The following is a 17141-nucleotide window of genomic DNA, read 5'->3' as shown; positions in this document are numbered from 1 at the left end:
CAATGTCGTCAGATAAATACCGCAAGCAGGATGTCCGCGCCGCGCGCGGCACCACGCTCACCGCAAAAAGCTGGCTCACCGAAGCACCGCTGCGCATGTTGATGAACAACCTTGATCCTGAGGTAGCAGAAAATCCCCACGAGCTGGTGGTCTACGGCGGCATTGGCCGCGCCGCGCGCAACTGGGCGTGCTATGACGCGATTGTTGAGTCTTTGACGAATCTCGAAAACGACGAAACGCTGCTGGTGCAATCCGGCAAACCGGTTGGCGTATTCAAAACCCATAAAAATGCGCCCCGCGTGCTGATTGCCAACTCCAACCTGGTGCCGCACTGGGCAACGTGGGAACACTTCAACGAGCTGGACGCAAAAGGGCTGGCCATGTACGGCCAGATGACCGCGGGTAGCTGGATCTACATCGGCAGCCAGGGGATTGTGCAGGGCACGTATGAAACCTTCGTGGAAGCGGGCCGTCAGCACTATAACGGATCACTGAAAGGCCGCTGGGTGCTCACCGCCGGACTGGGCGGCATGGGCGGCGCGCAGCCGCTGGCCGCGACGCTGGCGGGCGCGTGCTCCCTGAACATTGAGTGCCAGCAGAGCCGCATCGATTTCCGTCTGCGTACCCGCTATGTCGATGAACAGGCCGACAACCTCGATGACGCGCTGGCGCGCATCAAAAAGTACACCGCTGAAGGCAAAGCCGTGTCGGTTGCCCTGTGCGGCAACGCGGCGGATATTCTGCCGGAACTGGTGGCGCGCGGCGTGCGTCCGGATCTGGTCACCGACCAGACCAGCGCTCACGATCCGCTCCACGGCTATCTGCCAAAAGGCTGGACGTGGGAAGACTACCAGCAAAAAGCGGAAACCGATCCTGAGGGCACGGTACTGGCGGCTAAACGCGCCATGGCGGAACACGTCTCCGCGATGCTGGCCTTCAGTAAGATGGGTATTCCGACCTTTGATTACGGGAATAACATCCGCCAGATGGCGAAAGAGATGGGGGTGAATAACGCCTTTGACTTCCCCGGCTTCGTGCCCGCCTATATCCGTCCTCTGTTCTGCCGCGGCATTGGGCCGTTCCGCTGGGTTGCCCTGTCCGGCGACCCGGAGGATATCTACAAAACTGACGCCAGAGTGAAAGAGATTGTCGCCGACGACGAACACCTGCATCGCTGGCTGGATATGGCGCGCGAACGCATTAACTTCCAGGGCCTGCCGGCGCGTATCTGCTGGGTCGGGCTGGAGTGGCGGCAAAAACTCGGCCTCGCCTTTAACGAAATGGTGCGCAGCGGCGAAGTCTCCGCGCCGATCGTCATTGGCCGCGACCACCTGGACTCCGGCTCTGTCGCCAGTCCGAACCGTGAAACCGAAGCCATGCGCGACGGCTCGGATGCGGTCTCCGACTGGCCGCTGCTGAATGCCCTGCTGAACACCGCCAGCGGCGCGACCTGGGTGTCGCTGCACCACGGCGGCGGCGTCGGGATGGGCTTCTCCCAGCACTCCGGGATGGTCATCGTCTGTGACGGAACTGATGAAGCGGCCGCGCGTATCGCTCGCGTGCTGCACAACGACCCGGCAACCGGCGTGATGCGTCACGCGGATGCGGGTTACGAGATTGCCATTGATTGTGCCAAAGAGCAGGGCCTGAACCTGCCGATGATCCCCGCCACACAAGGAAAGCCTGCATGAACGCGTTAACACTTACTCCCGGCTCGCTGACGCTCAAACAGCTGCGTCACGTCTGGCGTCAGCCGGTGACACTCTCCCTTGATGAAAGCGCCCACCGTGCCATTAACGACAGCGTGGCCTGCGTGGAGGCGATTGTGGCGGAGGGGCGCACCGCCTACGGCATCAACACCGGGTTTGGCCTGCTGGCGCAGACCCGCATCGCCACGCACGATCTGGAGAATTTACAGCGTTCGCTGGTGCTGTCGCACGCGGCGGGGGTTGGCCAGCCGCTGGACGATGAGATCGTCCGCCTGATGATGGTGTTGAAAATCAACAGCCTGGCGCGTGGGTTTTCCGGCATTCGTCTGAGCGTGATCCAGGCGCTGATGGCGCTGGTCAATGCGGAAGTTTATCCGTGGATCCCGGCGAAGGGCTCCGTCGGCGCCTCCGGCGATCTGGCGCCGCTGGCGCATATGTCGCTGCTCCTGCTGGGTGAAGGCCAGGCGCGCTGGCAAGGGGAGTGGCTGCCTGCGAAAGAGGCGCTGAAAAAAGCTGGCTTAACGCCGATCACCCTCGCGGCAAAAGAGGGGCTGGCGCTGCTCAACGGCACGCAGGCGTCGACCGCTTTCGCGCTGCGCGGTCTGTTTGAAGCGGAAGATCTGTTCGCCTCGGCGGTGGTGTGCGGTGCACTGACCACTGAGGCGGTGCTCGGCTCGCGTCGTCCGTTCGATGCCCGCATCCACGAGGTGCGCGGCCAGCGCGGGCAGATTGATGCCGCTGCCATGTACCGCCACGTACTTACCGATACCAGCGACATTGCCGATTCGCATCACAACTGTGAGAAGGTGCAGGATCCGTATTCCCTGCGCTGCCAGCCGCAGGTGATGGGCGCATGCCTGACGCAGCTGCGCCAGGCGGCAGAAGTGCTGCTGGTCGAAGCCAATGCGGTGTCCGATAACCCACTGGTATTTGCTCAGGAAAACGAGGTGGTTTCTGGCGGTAACTTCCACGCCGAGCCGGTGGCGATGGCCGCAGATAATATCGCCCTGGCGATTGCCGAAATCGGGGCGCTGTCTGAGCGTCGAATCGCGCTGATGATGGATAAGCACATGTCCCAGCTGCCGCCATTCCTGGTGCGCAACGGCGGCGTGAACTCGGGCTTCATGATAGCCCAGGTCACCGCCGCGGCACTGGCAAGCGAGAACAAAGCCCTGTCGCATCCGCACAGCGTGGACAGCCTGCCAACCTCAGCCAACCAGGAAGATCACGTTTCGATGGCCCCGGCTGCCGGGCGTCGCCTCTGGGAGATGGCCTCTAACACCCGCGGCGTGCTGGCGGTGGAGTGGCTGGCGGCGTGTCAGGGTATTGATTTGCGCGAAGGGCTAAAATCCAGCCCGCTGCTGGAGCAGGCGCGCCAGGAACTGCGCGAGCACGTTACGCACTACGATGACGACCGCTTCTTTGCGCCGGATATTGATAAGGCGATGCAGCTTCTGGAGGAAGGACGGCTGGTGGGGCTGTTACCTTCGGTGCTGTGATTTTTACCCTCACCCTAACCCTCTCCCACAGGGAGAGGGAATTGTTAGGTTTTCTCCCTCTCCCTGTGGGAGAGGGCCGGGGTGAGGGCATCAGCCCGCACGATTACGAATACATCGCCGTAATCGACGCGCTGCCCAGCGAATGGAAATGCACGTTAAAGCCTACCATCGCGCCGCTCGCCCCTTCGTCGACCTCAATCTTGTCCACATCCAGCGCGTGCACGGTGAAGATATAGCGGTGCGTTTCCCCTTTTGGCGGCGCCGCGCCGCCGTAGCCCGCTTTGCCAAAGTCAGTGCGCGTCTGAATCGCACCGTCAGGCAGAGCGACCAGATCGGAACCGGAGCCCTGCGGCAGCACGCGCGTGTCGGCGGGCAGGTTTGCCACGATCCAGTGCCACCAGCCCGACCCGGTTGGCGCATCCGGATCGTAGCAGGTCACGACAAAACTTTTGGTTCCCGCTGGCACATCGTCCCACGCCAGATGGGGAGAGATATTATCCCCCTGATAACCCATCCCGTTAAACACGTGACGTTCCGGCAGCTTTTCGCCGTCGCGCAAATCTTTACTGATGATTTTCATCCGATTTCCCTCGTTACTCACTCATTCAGAAAGTGTAACGCATGGGGTTAAATCGCGAAATGCGCTGAAGTGTTAACGGCTTCAACCACTGCCCCGGTCAGCTTGCGGAGCTGATCCGCAGAAATGCTGTACGGCGGCATGAGGTAAATCAGCTTACCGAAAGGTCGCACCCACACGCCCTGGTCAACGAAGAAGCGCTGCAACGCGGCCATGTTCACCGGATGCGTTGTCTCGATTACCCCAATGGCGCCCAGTACGCGGACGTCCGCGACGTATTCCGCCTCCGCCGCCGCGCTTAACTGCTGCTTCAGCTGCGCCTCAATCGCCGCCACCTGCGTCTGCCATGCGCCGCTTTCCAGAATGGCGAGGCTTTCGCTTGCCACGGCGCAGGCCAGCGGGTTGCCCATAAACGTCGGGCCGTGCATAAAGCAGCCCGCGTCGCCGTCGCTGATGGTATCGGCAACCTGGCGGGTGGTAAGCGTGGCGGAGAGCGTCATGGTGCCGCCGGTGAGCGCTTTCCCCAGGCACAGAATATCCGGCGCGATCCCCGCATGCTCGCAGGCGAACAATTTCCCGGTGCGGCCAAAGCCGGTGGCGATCTCATCGGCAATCAGCAGGATCCCTTCGCGGTCGCACATCTTCCGAATGCGCTTCAGCCACTCGGGATGGTACATCCGCATTCCGCCCGCGCCCTGCACAATCGGTTCGAGAATAACGGCGGCAATCTCGTGGCGATGGGCCGCCATCAGCCGCGCGAAGCCCACCATGTCCATCTCGTTCCATTCGCCGTCGAAGCGGCTCTGCGGGGCTGGCGCAAACAGGTTTTCCGGCAGATAGCCTTTCCACAGGCTGTGCATGGAGTTGTCCGGATCACATACCGACATCGCGCCGAAAGTGTCGCCGTGATAGCCGTTGCGGAAGGTAAGGAACCGCTGGCGCGTTTCGCCCTTCGCATGCCAGTACTGCAACGCCATTTTCATCGCCACTTCCACGGCCACCGAGCCGGAGTCGGCCAGGAAAACGCACTCCAGCGATTCAGGCGTCATCGCTACCAGGCGACGGCATAAATCCACCGCGGGCTGATGCGTGATCCCGCCAAACATCACGTGTGACATCTGGTCAATCTGCGCTTTCATCGCCGCGTTCAGTCGCGGGTGGTTGTAGCCATGGATCGCCGCCCACCAGGAGGACATCCCGTCAACAAGCCGCTCGCCGCTGGCAAGATGCAGCTCGCAGCCGTGGGCCGAGGCTACCGGATAGACGGGAAGGGGGCGGGTCGTGGAGGTGTAAGGGTGCCAGATATGCTGCTTGTCGAAGGCGAGATCGTCCTGGGTCATAATCGACTTGTAAACCATTTTGAAAAGTTTTAGGTTTACAAGTATAAACCGAACCGACAATTAACAAAACCCTTTGGAGAAGCCCGATGGCTCACCACGCACGCTGGACGATGTCGCAAGTCACTGAATTATTCAACAAACCTTTCCTGGAGCTGATGTTTGAGGCGCAACAGGTGCACCGCCAGCACTTCGATCCGCGTCATGTTCAGGTCAGCACGCTGCTGTCGATCAAAACCGGGGCTTGCCCGGAAGACTGCAAATATTGCCCGCAAAGCGCGCGCTATAAAACCGGTCTCGAATCCGAGCGCCTGATGGAAGTCGAGCAAGTGCTCGACTCCGCGCGCAAGGCCAAAAACGCTGGCTCGACCCGCTTCTGCATGGGCGCGGCGTGGAAAAATCCGCATGACCGCGACATGCCCTATCTGGAGCAAATGGTGAAGGGGGTGAAGGAGATGGGGCTTGAAGCCTGCATGACCCTTGGTACGCTGAACGAAGAGCAGGCGCAGCGTCTCTCGGCGGCGGGGCTGGATTACTATAACCACAACCTCGATACCTCGCCGGAATTCTACGGCAACATCATCACCACGCGCACCTATCAGGAGCGTCTGGACACGCTGGATAAAGTGCGTGATGCGGGGATCAAGGTCTGTTCCGGCGGGATCGTGGGACTGGGCGAGACGGTAAAAGATCGTGCCGGCCTGCTGTTACAGCTGGCAAACCTGCCGACCCCGCCGGAAAGCGTGCCCATCAACATGCTGGTGAAGGTAAAAGGGACGCCGCTGGCGGATAACGAGGACGTGGATGCCTTCGATTTCATCCGCACCATCGCGGTGGCGCGCATCATGATGCCGACCTCTTACGTTCGCCTCTCTGCCGGTCGCGAGCAGATGAGCGAGCAGACCCAGGCGATGTGCTTCATGGCCGGGGCCAACTCCATCTTCTACGGCTGCAAACTGCTGACCACGCCAAACCCGGAAGAGGACAAAGATGTCCAGCTGTTCCGCAAGCTGGGGCTGAACCCACACCAGACCGAGGTACAGGCGGGGGATAACGAGCAACAGCAGCAGCTGGAGCAGCAGATTTTTAACGCCGACACCGACCAGTTCTACAACGCGGCAGCCGTATGACCTGGCAGGCACGTATCAGGACCGCGCTCGACGAGCGGCGGGCGGCGGATGCGTTTCGGGTGCGCAGGGTAGTGGAAAACGGTGCAGGCCGTTTTCTCTCCCGGGAAGGAGAGCGGTTCTGTAATTTCTCCAGCAACGATTATCTGGGCCTGAGCCAGCACCCGCAGATCGTTCGCGCCTGGCAGCAGGGCGCGGATCGTTACGGCGTGGGCAGCGGTGGCTCCGGGCACGTCAGCGGCTACACCACGGCGCATCAGGCGCTGGAGGAAGAGCTGGCCGACTGGCTGGGCTACCCGCGGGCGCTGCTGTTTATCTCCGGTTTTGCCGCGAATCAGGCGGTGATTGCCGCCCTGATGGGCAAAGACGACCGCATCACCGCGGACCGCCTGAGCCACGCGTCCCTGCTTGAAGCGGCCAGTCTCAGCCCGGCGCAGCTGCGGCGTTTTGCCCATAACGATGCCTCTCAGCTGAACGTCCTGCTGGGTAAACCCTGTTCAGGGCTTCAGCTGGCGGTGACGGAAGGGGTATTCAGCATGGACGGCGACAGCGCGCCGCTTGCCACTTTGCATGACGTCGCAAAACAGCAGAACGCCTGGCTGCTGGTCGACGATGCCCACGGCATTGGCGTCACCGGCGAGGAGGGGCGCGGAAGCGCGCACCAGCAACGCGTCAGGCCGGAACTGCTGGTAGTCACTTTCGGCAAAGGCTTTGGCGTCAGCGGCGCCGCGGTGTTGTGCAGCGAGCCGGTGGCCGATTACCTGGTGCAGTTCGCCCGGCACCTGATCTACAGCACCAGCATGCCCCCGGCGCAGGCCGTGGCGCTCTCTGCGTCGCTTGCGGTGATCCGCGGCGAAGACGGCGCTGAACGCCGGGCGCGCCTGGCCGACCATATTCAGCGTTTTCGCCGGGGGGTAAGCGCACTGCCTTACCGGCTTACCGACTCGCACAGCGCCATTCAGCCCGTGATTGTGGGTGAAAACCCTCGGGCGCTGATGCTGGCACAGGCGCTACGAGAACGCGGGCAGTGGGTCACGGCGATCCGCCCACCCACCGTGCCGCCAGGCACCGCGCGCTTGCGTCTGACGCTCACGGCAGCGCACGAGCCGCAGGATATCGATACGCTTCTGGAGGCACTGTATGTCTCCTGTCAATAAACAGGCCGTTGCCGCCGCGTTTGGCCGGGCAGCGCAAAGCTATTCACAGCACGATGAGCTGCAACGCCTGAGCGCCCGCGGGCTGCTGGCCGCGCTCGGTGAGGGGCGTTTTGCGCAGGTGCTCGACGCTGGCTGCGGGCCTGGCGGCAATAGCCGCTACTGGCGCGCAACGGGTAGCCACGTCACGGCGCTGGATTTATCCGCGCAGATGCTGGATGAGGCCCGCCAGCAGCAGTCAGCAGACCGTTATCTGGTGGCCGATATCGAGGCCATCCCGCTGGAGGATGCGCTGTTTGACCTCGTCTGGAGCCATCTGGCGGTGCAGTGGTGCGCCAGCCTGCCGCAGGCCCTACGCGAGCTATACCGCGTGGCGCGGCCCGGCGGAGCGGTGGCCTTTACCACCCTGCTGGAAAGTTCGTTGCCAGAGCTGAATCAGGCGTGGAGGGCAGTGGATGCGCAGCCGCACGCCAACCGGTTTCTCTCGCACGTACAGGTCACTCAGGCGCTGGCAGGCTGGCGCTATCGCAGCGTGGTCCAGACCGTCACCCTCGAATTTAGCGATGCGTTAAGCGCCATGCGATCGCTTAAGGGCATAGGCGCGACGCACCTGCACGCCGGACGGGAGAAGAAACCCCTTACCCGCGGCCAACTCCAGCGTCTCGAGCTGGCCTGGCCGCAGGAGCGGGGCCGGTTCCCGCTCTCTTATCATCTTTTTCATGGGATTATTGAACGTGACTGAACGTTATTTTGTTACCGGCACGGACACTGAAGTCGGTAAAACGGTTGCTAGCGCCGCGCTGTTGCAGGCGGCGCGTCTGCTGGGGAAAACTACGGCCGGGTATAAGCCCGTAGCCTCCGGCAGCGAGATGACGCCGGAAGGCTTACGTAATACCGATGCGCTGGCGCTACAGCGTAACAGCAGCCTTACGCTGGCCTATTCTGCGGTGAACCCCTATACCTTTGCTGAACCCACCTCGCCGCACATCGTCAGCGTCGATGAAGATCGTCCGATTGATTTTTCGGTGCTCTCTTCCGGGTTACGCGTCCTGGAAACGCAGGCCGACTGGGTGCTGGTGGAGGGGGCTGGCGGCTGGTTTACCCCGCTGTCCGACGAGCAGACATTTGCTGACTGGGTGCAGGCCGAGCAGCTTCCGGTCATTCTGGTGGTTGGCGTGAAGCTTGGCTGTATCAATCACGCCATGCTGACCGCCCAGGCCGTGCAGCAGGCCGGGTTGCGTCTGGCAGGGTGGATTGCCAATGACGTGGTAGCGCCGGGTAAACGTCATGCTGAGTATCTGGCGACGCTGAAGCGGGTGCTGCCCGCGCCGTTTCTCGGCGAGATCCCGTGGCTTGCCGACGGCGCAGAGCAGGCGGAAACCGGACGCTATCTCGATCTCAGCGCCTTATGTCCCGCGCCATCCAGTGCGCAATAAGGTCGTCATCCAGCTCGTTAACGTGGCCCTGTGCCACGTTACGCCCGCGATAGAGCATGCAGAAACGATCCGCTACCCGGCGGATAAACGACAGCTGTTGCTCCGCTAACAGCACCGTCATTCCCAGCTCCCGATTCAACCGCACCAGCAACTGCCCCAGCCTGCGCGCGAAACCGTGCCCTGCGCCATGCATGGGCTCATCCAGAATCAACACGCGCGGACGATTAACCAGCGCACTGGCGAGGGCCAGCTGATACTGGTCGTCAGGGGACAGCGCAGAGGCACGGCTCTGTCGCAGCGGATAGAGCTCCGGAAACAGGGCATACACGTCACTTTTCGATGCCGGGTCGGGTTTCCCCGTCGCCCGCATAGCGATATGCAGATTTTCATCGACGGTCAGCTGGGAAAATATTCGCCGATCCTGCGGGACGTAGCCTATCGTCGGCGGCGCCGGGAATGCTGACGCAGGGTTGAGCAAGTTATGCGGCGGCGCGCCAGCCTCATGCCAGATGATGGTGCCGCTCTCGACGGGCACCTTTCCGGTAATGCAGTTCATAAGCGTGGATTTGCCCATGCCAGGCAGGCCAACAATGCCCGTACAGATGCCTTGCGGGAAATCGATATTCACGTTCCATAGCGTATGTTGGCTTCCGTAAAACTGATTTACAGCACGCAGACTCAACATCTTTCTCTCCTTAAAAATGTGTGGGGTGATGCACAGAGTGATGTCTGCAAAACGCCTGCCAGGAACTTCATAATGATTAAAAAAAGGCCATTTTTAGGAATAACTCACTATCAAAAGCTGAACGTTTATACGAATTGCACACTCCTGGTGCTGCGTATGTCGAATTGTGGTGCAGGAGAAATGACAGAATTGTGATTAAGATCTCGCCAGTCGCTTATGAAAAAATGAACGTTTTCCAGGCAAAAAAGAGTGATAAAAATTTTTTACTGCCGCTTCGTGGGAAAAACCGGGAATTTGCTGGAGTGCATGCTGTACGGGCTGGAGGCAGTTATCCACTATTCCTGTGGATAACCTTGTGCATTAGAGTTAGAAAACCCGCGATAAGCGAGAGAATACGCGGGTTACAACCAAATTGATGCGAAACGCGGCTTAATAAATTAGTCTTTATTTTTTAACGAATTAGATAAAAGCAATTCCCTCAACGCCAGCGAGACCTGTTGCCATAAAACTTTCATAACCGCCCTTGACAAATGTTAAAAAAGTAATAGTTCTGGGGATAACCCCCTGAGGCTGGTGTTTTATTTTGTCACAGTCGAAATTTGGCTCGCGAACGCACTAATCCTCTCTGCGCTACGCTAAATATCCTGACACGCTACTGGTTTTTCATCCAGTGTTTTTTACTGGCAATCCTGGCCACAACGAGTAAAATTACTCACCTGCCGCTTATTCTGTCATCAGGTCGTCGCCCATGAGTAAACCGTTTAAACTGAATTCTGCTTTCCGTCCTTCCGGGGATCAGCCCGAGGCTATTCGTCGCCTGGAAGAGGGGCTGGAGGACGGGCTGGCGCACCAGACCCTGCTGGGGGTTACCGGTTCGGGCAAAACCTTCACCATTGCCAACGTCATTGCCGATCTCCAGCGTCCGACGATGGTTCTCGCGCCGAACAAAACGCTGGCGGCGCAGCTGTATGGTGAGATGAAAGAGTTCTTCCCGGAAAACGCGGTGGAGTATTTCGTCTCCTACTACGACTACTACCAGCCGGAAGCCTACGTTCCCAGCTCCGACACGTTTATCGAGAAAGATGCCTCGGTGAACGAACATATCGAGCAGATGCGTTTGTCGGCGACCAAGGCGCTGCTGGAGCGTCGTGATGTGGTGGTGGTGGCCTCGGTGTCGGCGATCTACGGCCTGGGCGATCCGGATCTCTATCTCAAGATGATGCTGCACCTGACGCAGGGGATGATCATCGATCAGCGTGCGATTTTGCGCCGTCTGGCGGAGTTGCAGTACACCCGTAACGATCAGGCGTTCCAGCGCGGGACCTTCCGCGTGCGCGGCGAGGTGATTGATATCTTCCCGGCGGAGTCGGACGATATGGCGCTGCGCGTGGAGCTGTTCGACGAAGAGGTTGAACGCCTGTCGCTGTTCGATCCGTTGACCGGTCACGTCGAGTCGGTGATCCAGCGCTTCACCATCTACCCGAAAACGCACTATGTAACGCCGCGCGAGCGTATTGTGCAGGCGATGGAAGAGATCAAAACCGAGCTGGCGGATCGCCGCAAGGTGCTGCTGGCGAACAATAAGCTGCTGGAAGAGCAGCGCCTGAGCCAGCGTACCCAGTTCGATCTGGAGATGATGAACGAGCTGGGCTACTGCTCCGGCATCGAAAACTACTCGCGCTACCTCTCCGGGCGCGGGCCGGGCGAAGCGCCGCCGACGCTGTTTGACTACCTTCCGGCGGACGGCCTGCTGGTGATCGACGAATCCCACGTTACGATCCCCCAGATCGGCGGGATGTACCGCGGTGACCGCGCGCGTAAAGAGACGCTGGTGGAGTACGGGTTCCGACTGCCGTCAGCGCTGGACAACCGTCCGATGAAGTTTGAAGAATTTGAGGCGCTTGCTCCGCAGACCATCTACGTATCGGCCACGCCGGGCAACTACGAGCTGGAAAAATCCGGTGATGACGTGGTGGACCAGGTGGTGCGTCCGACCGGGCTGCTGGATCCGATTATCGAGGTGCGTCCGGTGGCGACGCAGGTGGACGATCTGCTCTCGGAAATACGTGCCCGCTCCGCCATCAACGAGCGCGTGCTGGTTACCACGCTCACCAAACGTATGGCGGAAGATTTGACGGAGTATCTGGAAGAACACGGCGAGAAGGTGCGGTATCTGCACTCGGATATCGATACCGTGGAGCGTATGGAGATCATCCGCGATCTGCGTCTGGGCGAGTTCGACGTGCTGGTAGGGATTAACCTTCTGCGAGAAGGGCTGGATATGCCGGAGGTGTCGCTGGTGGCGATTCTGGACGCGGACAAAGAGGGCTTCCTGCGTTCCGAGCGCTCGCTGATCCAGACCATTGGCCGCGCCGCGCGTAACGTCAACGGGAAGGCGATCCTGTACGGGGATAAAATCACCCCGTCGATGGCCAAAGCGATTGGCGAAACGGAACGTCGTCGCGAGAAGCAGCAGCGCTACAACGAAGAGCACGGCATCACGCCGCAGGGGCTGAACAAGAAGGTGGTGGATATCCTGGCGCTGGGTCAGAACATTGCGAAGACCAAAGCGAAAGGCCGCGGCAAGGCCCGTTCAGTGGTGGAAGAGGATACCGTCGCGCTGACGCCGAAAGCGTTGCAGCAGAAGATCCACGAGCTGGAGGGGCAGATGATGCAGCACGCGCAGAACCTGGAGTTCGAAGAGGCCGCGCAAATCCGCGATCAGCTGCATCAGCTGCGGGATCTGTTTATTGCGGCATCGTAGTTTTTTGCCCGGTGGCGTTTTCTCCCTCTCCCTGTGGGAGAGGGCCGGGGTGAGGGCATCAGGCCGCACAAAACGAACCTAACCTAATGCCTGAATCGCCTTCTCCAGCGCCTCGCGCAGCAGATGGCGGTCGTGGCGATATTTAATATCGCTGGCTTCCAGCGGCTCCTGCACCACCACGCGATCGCCAATCCCCGATACATCCACTTTCGGCCCGACCACGACACCATCGATAATTTTCTTACCAACGTACTGTTCCATCAGGTCCAGCTTATCCGCCAGCGACAGGCTTGCCGCCGCCGGGCTGAGTTCGCGGCCTAAATTACCGATATAGACCATGGGCGCAGGTGTTCTGCGCAGCGCCTGCGCCAGCTCTTTCACCAGCAGGATCGGCATCAGGCTGGTATAAAAACTTCCCGGCCCAATCAGGATCAGATCGGCCTCGGCAATCGCTTCTACCGCTTCACGCGTTGCGGGTACGCTGGGGTAGGTCATCAGCTCTTTTGGCGGAAGAAGAAGCTGGTCGATATTCACTTCACCATACACTTCGTGATCGTCGGCATCGATCGCCATTAAATCCACCGGCTGTTCAGACATCGGGATCAGGAATGCATCCACCTTTAACAGGTTACGAATTAAATTGATCGCTTCCAGAGGGCGCACGCTCAGGTGATCCAGCGCCTTTAACATCAGATTTCCAAGGTTATGGCCTGAAAGTTCACCATTTCCGCCAAAACGGTACTCAAACATCGCCGAGGCCACGCTTGGCTCCGTGATAAGCTGGTTGAGGCAATTGCGCATGTCACCCCAGGCAATCCCGCCTTCAGCACGTCGGATCCGCCCGGTTGAGCCGCCGTTGTCCGTTGTTGTCACGATGCCCGTCAGGCGCGAGCCCAGTGACGATAACGACGACATCACTCGTCCCAGACCGTGACCTCCGCCAAGAGCGACCACGCGGTCCAGATCCGCAAAAGTGCGATTGCGCATACCTATTCCTTATCCTGTTAAGCTTGCGTCACAGTAACGCAACTACTCCTAAAAGACGATGCCTCTCACAAACCATAATGACGTATATCAATGCGAAAGCGCTGTTTTTGCGTATTCTGTAGTGAAAATGCACGATAACACCGTTATATATAAATTTATATAGCGAAAAGCGACAATGGCGAAGTGGCGATTTCCACGCTACTATCGCCATAACCCCGTTTTCAAAACTGAAAACATACACTCTAGCCCTGGCGCCTGTGTCGAGAGATATGGCGCCCTGGCCGTGGCGGATTTGCCACCAGGGTACAGAAAGAAATGACTGTGCCTCCCGATCTGGAAAGGTGTACATGGCTTCACAACTTACTGATGCTTTCGCGCGTAAGTTTTTCTACTTACGTTTGTCGATTACCGACGTGTGTAACTTCCGTTGCACCTACTGCCTGCCCGATGGCTACAAGCCGGGCAGCGTCACCAATAATGGCTTTCTCTCCGTGGATGAAGTACGCCGCGTCACGCGCGCGTTCTCTGAACTTGGCACGGAAAAAGTGCGTCTTACCGGGGGAGAGCCCTCCCTGCGCCGTGATTTCCCTGACATCATTGCCGCCGTGCGTGAAAACGAACGTATCCGCCAGATCGCGGTGACCACCAACGGTTACCGCATGGCGCGTGACGTGGCGAACTGGCGCGATGCGGGGCTGACGGCGATCAACGTCAGCGTCGATAGCCTGGACGCCCGTCAGTTCCACGCCATTACCGGCCAGGATAAGTTCCAGCAGGTGATGGGCGGCATCGATGCCGCGTTCACCGCCGGTTTCGACAAGGTCAAAGTCAATACCGTGTTGATGCGTGATGTGAACCACCATCAGCTGGACACTTTCCTGGCGTGGATCAAACCGCGCCGCATTCAACTGCGTTTTATTGAGCTGATGGAGACCGGGGAGGGCAGTGAGCTGTTCCGTCGCCATCATATCTCCGGCATGGTTCTGCGCGACGAACTGCTGAAACGCGGCTGGATCCACCAGATCCGCCAGCGCAGCGATGGCCCGGCGCAGGTCTTTTGTCATCCGGATTATGAAGGCGAAATCGGCCTGATCATGCCCTATGAAAAAGACTTCTGTGCCAGCTGCAACCGCCTGCGCGTCTCCTCCGTCGGCAAGCTCCATCTTTGCCTGTTCGGGGATGGCGGCGTCGATCTGCGCGATTTGCTGGAAGATGACGCCCAGCAGGACGCGCTTGAAGCACGTATTTCCGAGGCGCTGATGCACAAAAAGCAGACCCATTTCCTGCATCAGGGCAACACCGGCATTACTCAGAACCTGTCCTATATCGGCGGGTAATCAGGCTTTAGAAGGAACCAGAAGATGAGTCAGGTAAGCGCGGAATTTATCCCGACACGCATTGCTATTCTTACCGTTTCCGAACGTCGTGGTGAAGAGGATGATACCTCTGGCCACTGGCTGCGCGAGGCGGCACACGAAGCCGGACACCAGATTGTTGATAAAGCGATCGTCAAAGAAAACCGTTACGCCATTCGCGCTCAGGTCTCACAGTGGATTGCGGGTGATGACGTCCAGGTTGTGCTGATCACTGGCGGCACCGGCTTTACCGCAGGCGACCAGGCACCGGAAGCGCTGCTCCCGCTGTTCGATCGCGAAGTGGAAGGCTTCGGCGAAGTGTTCCGCATGCTCTCCTTTGAAGAGATTGGCACCTCTACGCTTCAGTCCCGTGCCGTCGCGGGGGTGGCGAATAAGACGCTGATCTTCGCCATGCCGGGGTCGACCAAAGCCTGCCGCACCGCGTGGGAAAACATTATTGCCCCGCAGCTGGATGCCCGTACCCGTCCGTGTAATTTTTATCCCCATTTAAAGAAATAAGCTATGTCACAACTGACCCACATAAACGCCGCTGGCGAAGCGCATATGGTGGATGTCTCCGCCAAAGCCGAAACGGTGCGCGAGGCGCGTGCTGAAGCGTTCGTCACCATGCTGCCGGAGACGCTGGCGATGATTATCGACGGCAGCCATCACAAGGGTGACGTGTTTGCCACCGCCCGCATCGCCGGTATTCAGGCCGCTAAACGTACCTGGGACCTCATCCCGCTCTGCCATCCGCTGATGCTCAGCAAAGTGGAGGTAAATTTGCAGGCGCAGCCGGCGCATAACCGTGTGCGTATCGAGTCCCTGTGCCGCTTAACCGGGAAAACCGGCGTGGAGATGGAGGCGTTGACGGCGGCCTCCGTGGCGGCGCTGACCATCTACGACATGTGTAAAGCGGTACAGAAAGATATGGTGATTGGCCCGGTGCGTCTGCTGGCAAAAAGCGGCGGCAAATCCGGTGATTTTAAGGTGGAAAGCCATGATTAAGGTGCTCTTTTTTGCCCAGGTCCGTGAGCTGGTCAATACCGACAGCCTGACGCTGGACGGCTCTTTCGAAAATGTCGCCGCCCTGCGTGCGCATCTGGCGGCGCAAGGCGACCGCTGGGCGCTGGCGCTGGACGAAGGCAAACTGCTGGCCGCCGTGAACCAGACGCTGGTGGAGTTGACCCACCCGCTGGCCGATGGGGACGAAGTGGCCTTCTTCCCGCCGGTCACAGGGGGTTAAGATGACGGAAACCCGAATTCTGGTCGGCCATGAGCGTTTTAACGTGGGCACGGAATATGACTGGCTGGCCGGGCGCGACGAAGACGGCGCGGTCGTGACGTTTACCGGGAAAGTGCGTAATCATAATCTCGGCGACAGCGTAAAAGCGCTGACGCTGGAGCACTATCCGGGAATGACCGAAAAATCGCTGGCGGCCATTGTGGAAGAGGCGCGAGGCCGCTGGCCACTAGGGCGCGTTACGGTTATCCATCGCATCGGCGAAATGTGGCCCGGCGAAGAGATTGTGTTTGTCGGCGTCACCAGCGCCCATCGCGGGAGTGCTTTTGCGGCGGGGGAGTTCATCATGGATTACCTTAAAACCAAAGCGCCGTTCTGGAAGCGTGAAGCGACGCCGGAAGGTGAGCGCTGGGTGGAATCACGCGACAGCGATAAACATGCCGCCAGCCGTTGGTAGTTGGTTTACGCGGATGTGTTACTCTTAACGTGTGTGTTTACTTAATCAGGAGTGAATCATGGACCGATTTCCGCGTTCCGATTCGATAGTTCAGCAGACCCGTAGCGGGCTGCAAACCTACATGGCTCAGGTGTATGGCTGGATGACGGTTGGCCTGCTGCTTACCGCGTTTATCGCGTGGTATGCGGCAAATACGCCTGAACTGATGATGTTTATCTTCTCAAGCAAAATCACCTTCTTTGGGCTGATTATTGCGCAACTGGCGCTGGTGTTCGTGCTCTCCGGGCTGGTGCACAAGCTCAGCGCGGGTATGGCGACCACGCTGTTTATGCTCTATTCGGCGCTGACCGGGCTGACGCTTTCCAGTATTTTCATCGTTTACACCTACTCTTCCATCGCCAGCACGTTTGTGGTGACCGGCGGGATGTTCGGTGTGATGAGCCTGTACGGTTACACCACCAAACGTGACCTGAGCGGCTTCGGCAACATGCTGTTTATGGGGCTGATTGGGATTGTGCTGGCGTCGCTGGTGAACCTGTGGCTGAAGAGTGACGCGCTGATGTGGGCGGTGACCTATATCGGGGTGGTGATCTTCGTGGGCTTAACCGCTTACGATACCCAGAAGCTGAAAAACATCGGTGAACAAATTGATGTTCGCGACAGTTCAAACCTGCGCAAATACTCGATTCTGGGCGCGCTGACGCTTTATCTGGACTTCATCAACCTGTTCCTGATGCTGCTGCGTATCTTCGGCAACCGTCGCTAGTTATTTCCCCCTCACCCTAACCCTCTCCCTCAGGGAGAGGGGATT

The 17141-nt window shown here is 59.2% G+C and carries 17 protein-coding genes and 1 riboswitch; of the genes, 13 read left to right on the top strand and 4 right to left on the bottom strand.

The genetic code is table 11. The features are described from left to right. Positions 1–2: 2 nt before the first annotated feature. Positions 3–1691: a urocanate hydratase gene (gene hutU, locus H2Z33_RS01005; protein WP_003858533.1), complete on the top strand. Its 1689-nt coding sequence runs from the start codon at positions 3–5 to the stop codon at positions 1689–1691. Continuing rightward, the gene (gene hutH / locus H2Z33_RS01000) at positions 1688–3208 is read left to right on the top strand and encodes a histidine ammonia-lyase (RefSeq protein WP_015571090.1); all 1521 of its coding nucleotides are present in this window, start codon (positions 1688–1690) and stop codon (positions 3206–3208) included. Before hutU ends, hutH begins: the two co-directional genes overlap by 4 nt. Positions 3209–3311: 103 nt before the next feature. Here the strand turns inward: hutH and H2Z33_RS00995 are convergent, their stop codons facing one another. Beyond that, positions 3312–3788 carry a kinase inhibitor gene (locus H2Z33_RS00995; protein WP_003858531.1) on the bottom strand — a complete coding sequence of 159 codons (477 nt, stop codon included), beginning with the start codon at positions 3786–3788 and terminating at the stop codon, positions 3312–3314. A 47-nt stretch (positions 3789–3835) separates the two neighbouring features. Further along, on the bottom strand, positions 3836–5125 hold the full coding sequence (gene bioA, locus H2Z33_RS00990; protein ID WP_017694117.1) for an adenosylmethionine--8-amino-7-oxononanoate transaminase: 1290 nt from the start codon (positions 5123–5125) through the stop codon (positions 3836–3838). 86 nt (positions 5126–5211) lie between these two features. Between bioA and bioB the strand changes: the two genes are divergently transcribed. Genes bioB through bioD form a run of 4 tightly spaced genes read left to right on the top strand, consistent with a single transcriptional unit; the run spans position 5212 to position 8839 of the window. Beyond that, positions 5212–6252 (top strand): biotin synthase BioB, encoded by a 1041-nt coding sequence (bioB, locus tag H2Z33_RS00985; RefSeq protein ID WP_023303328.1) that lies wholly within the window; start codon positions 5212–5214, stop codon positions 6250–6252. Further along, complete coding sequence (bioF, locus tag H2Z33_RS00980) at positions 6249–7406, top strand: 8-amino-7-oxononanoate synthase (RefSeq protein WP_045906629.1); 1158 nt, start codon at positions 6249–6251, stop codon at positions 7404–7406. The genes bioB and bioF overlap by 4 nt, the downstream gene beginning before the upstream one ends. Further along, positions 7390–8145, top strand: a complete 756-nt coding sequence (bioC, locus tag H2Z33_RS00975) for a malonyl-ACP O-methyltransferase BioC (RefSeq protein ID WP_017694114.1) — start codon at positions 7390–7392, stop codon at positions 8143–8145. The genes bioF and bioC overlap by 17 nt, the downstream gene beginning before the upstream one ends. Further along, positions 8138–8839, top strand: a complete 702-nt coding sequence (bioD, locus tag H2Z33_RS00970) for a dethiobiotin synthase (RefSeq protein ID WP_023303329.1) — start codon at positions 8138–8140, stop codon at positions 8837–8839. The genes bioC and bioD overlap by 8 nt, the downstream gene beginning before the upstream one ends. Here the strand turns inward: bioD and H2Z33_RS00965 are convergent. Further along, on the bottom strand, positions 8802–9524 hold the full coding sequence (locus H2Z33_RS00965) for an ABC transporter ATP-binding protein (protein ID WP_015571086.1): 723 nt from the start codon (positions 9522–9524) through the stop codon (positions 8802–8804). The genes bioD and H2Z33_RS00965 overlap by 38 nt on opposite strands. A gap of 748 nt (positions 9525–10272) precedes the next feature. Here H2Z33_RS00965 and uvrB point away from each other — a divergent pair. Further along, a complete protein-coding gene (gene uvrB / locus H2Z33_RS00960; RefSeq protein WP_015571085.1) occupies positions 10273–12288 on the top strand; it encodes an excinuclease ABC subunit UvrB in 2016 nt (671 codons plus the stop codon). Between the two features lie 78 nt (positions 12289–12366). Here uvrB and yvcK read toward each other — a convergent pair whose 3' ends face one another. Then, a complete protein-coding gene (gene yvcK / locus H2Z33_RS00955; protein WP_017384936.1) occupies positions 12367–13275 on the bottom strand; it encodes a uridine diphosphate-N-acetylglucosamine-binding protein YvcK in 909 nt (302 codons plus the stop codon). A 226-nt stretch (positions 13276–13501) separates the two neighbouring features. Continuing rightward, a riboswitch (molybdenum cofactor riboswitch) is annotated at positions 13502–13635 on the top strand. On the opposite strand from yvcK, the gene moaA reads away from it, so the two are divergent. The 6 genes from moaA to H2Z33_RS00925 all read left to right on the top strand — a co-directional run bounded on the left by moaA (position 13623) and on the right by H2Z33_RS00925 (position 17096). Beyond that, positions 13623–14612 carry a GTP 3',8-cyclase MoaA gene (moaA, locus tag H2Z33_RS00950; protein WP_047364671.1) on the top strand — a complete coding sequence of 330 codons (990 nt, stop codon included), beginning with the start codon at positions 13623–13625 and terminating at the stop codon, positions 14610–14612. Its footprint overlaps the riboswitch before it by 13 nt. A 24-nt stretch (positions 14613–14636) precedes the next feature. Next, positions 14637–15149: a molybdenum cofactor biosynthesis protein B gene (gene moaB / locus H2Z33_RS00945; protein WP_063134802.1), complete on the top strand. Its 513-nt coding sequence runs from the start codon at positions 14637–14639 to the stop codon at positions 15147–15149. A 3-nt stretch (positions 15150–15152) separates the two neighbouring features. Continuing rightward, the gene (gene moaC, locus H2Z33_RS00940) at positions 15153–15638 is read left to right on the top strand and encodes a cyclic pyranopterin monophosphate synthase MoaC (protein WP_017384934.1); all 486 of its coding nucleotides are present in this window, start codon (positions 15153–15155) and stop codon (positions 15636–15638) included. Next, positions 15631–15876: a molybdopterin synthase sulfur carrier subunit gene (gene moaD, locus H2Z33_RS00935; RefSeq protein WP_003858510.1), complete on the top strand. Its 246-nt coding sequence runs from the start codon at positions 15631–15633 to the stop codon at positions 15874–15876. Before moaC ends, moaD begins: the two co-directional genes overlap by 8 nt. Before the next feature lies 1 nt (position 15877). Continuing rightward, positions 15878–16330, top strand: coding sequence for a molybdopterin synthase catalytic subunit MoaE (gene moaE, locus H2Z33_RS00930; protein WP_015571082.1), 453 nt, complete (start codon positions 15878–15880; stop codon positions 16328–16330). Between the two features lie 58 nt (positions 16331–16388). Next, entirely contained in the window at positions 16389–17096 is a 708-nt protein-coding gene (locus tag H2Z33_RS00925; RefSeq protein WP_015571081.1) for a Bax inhibitor-1 family protein, read from the top strand. Positions 17097–17141: the final 45 nt, after the last annotated feature.

This window comes from Enterobacter sp. YSU (assembly GCF_016082135.1).
Lineage (GTDB): Bacteria > Pseudomonadota > Gammaproteobacteria > Enterobacterales > Enterobacteriaceae > Enterobacter > Enterobacter hormaechei_C.
This window is presented reverse-complemented; position numbering and strand designations above follow the sequence as displayed.

What these genes read in the sequence shown, in the direction of transcription:
- hutU (WP_003858533.1), top strand. Translation starts at nt 3, where the DNA reads ATGTCGTCAGATAAATACCGCAAGCAGGATGTCCGCGCCGCGCGCGGC.
- hutH (WP_015571090.1), top strand. Translation starts at nt 1,688, where the DNA reads ATGAACGCGTTAACACTTACTCCCGGCTCGCTGACGCTCAAACAGCTG.
- H2Z33_RS00995 (WP_003858531.1), bottom strand. Translation starts at nt 3,788, where the DNA reads ATGAAAATCATCAGTAAAGATTTGCGCGACGGCGAAAAGCTGCCGGAA.
- bioA (WP_017694117.1), bottom strand. Translation starts at nt 5,125, where the DNA reads ATGACCCAGGACGATCTCGCCTTCGACAAGCAGCATATCTGGCACCCT.
- bioB (WP_023303328.1), top strand. Translation starts at nt 5,212, where the DNA reads ATGGCTCACCACGCACGCTGGACGATGTCGCAAGTCACTGAATTATTC.
- bioF (WP_045906629.1), top strand. Translation starts at nt 6,249, where the DNA reads ATGACCTGGCAGGCACGTATCAGGACCGCGCTCGACGAGCGGCGGGCG.
- bioC (WP_017694114.1), top strand. Translation starts at nt 7,390, where the DNA reads ATGTCTCCTGTCAATAAACAGGCCGTTGCCGCCGCGTTTGGCCGGGCA.
- H2Z33_RS00965 (WP_015571086.1), bottom strand. Translation starts at nt 9,524, where the DNA reads ATGTTGAGTCTGCGTGCTGTAAATCAGTTTTACGGAAGCCAACATACG.
- uvrB (WP_015571085.1), top strand. Translation starts at nt 10,273, where the DNA reads ATGAGTAAACCGTTTAAACTGAATTCTGCTTTCCGTCCTTCCGGGGAT.
- yvcK (WP_017384936.1), bottom strand. Translation starts at nt 13,275, where the DNA reads ATGCGCAATCGCACTTTTGCGGATCTGGACCGCGTGGTCGCTCTTGGC.
- moaA (WP_047364671.1), top strand. Translation starts at nt 13,623, where the DNA reads ATGGCTTCACAACTTACTGATGCTTTCGCGCGTAAGTTTTTCTACTTA.
- moaB (WP_063134802.1), top strand. Translation starts at nt 14,637, where the DNA reads ATGAGTCAGGTAAGCGCGGAATTTATCCCGACACGCATTGCTATTCTT.
- moaC (WP_017384934.1), top strand. Translation starts at nt 15,153, where the DNA reads ATGTCACAACTGACCCACATAAACGCCGCTGGCGAAGCGCATATGGTG.
- moaD (WP_003858510.1), top strand. Translation starts at nt 15,631, where the DNA reads ATGATTAAGGTGCTCTTTTTTGCCCAGGTCCGTGAGCTGGTCAATACC.
- moaE (WP_015571082.1), top strand. Translation starts at nt 15,878, where the DNA reads ATGACGGAAACCCGAATTCTGGTCGGCCATGAGCGTTTTAACGTGGGC.
- H2Z33_RS00925 (WP_015571081.1), top strand. Translation starts at nt 16,389, where the DNA reads ATGGACCGATTTCCGCGTTCCGATTCGATAGTTCAGCAGACCCGTAGC.